Below are 219 nucleotides of genomic sequence, written 5' to 3'. Positions count from 1 at the left end.
TTACAATATTAGACTTGAGTCAACTTCCTTTACTAATTAAAAAAATTGTCATATAATRWAGTTANATGACATATATAATGAAGTGTAAAAATTATAAGATGTATATTTTACATCTTATTTTTATTTACAAAAACGTATGGACAGGTCTAATTATATACTATTTTGCATAAATTAAGAATATAGAATGTAACCAAGAGATTTAAATCATACTATAAGTAC

1 protein-coding gene (only partly in view) is annotated in these 219 nt (G+C 20.8%); it reads left to right on the top strand.

Features of this window, described 5'->3' with window-relative positions; genetic code table 11:
• A protein-coding gene (locus G3997_RS07885; RefSeq protein ID WP_296645195.1) for a flavodoxin domain-containing protein crosses the window boundary here: on the top strand, window positions 1–40 show its 3' portion. It extends 452 nt beyond the left edge of the window; the window shows 40 of its 492 coding nt (coding positions 453–492); the start codon falls outside the window, past its left edge; its stop codon occupies window positions 38–40.
• Window positions 41–219: the final 179 nt, after the last annotated feature.

The sequence above is a fragment of the Romboutsia sp. 13368 genome, from assembly GCF_018336475.1.
Taxonomy (GTDB): Bacteria; Bacillota; Clostridia; order Peptostreptococcales; family Peptostreptococcaceae; genus Romboutsia.
The sequence above is the reverse complement of the archived record's forward strand: the minus strand, read 5'-3'. Positions and strand labels throughout refer to the sequence as shown.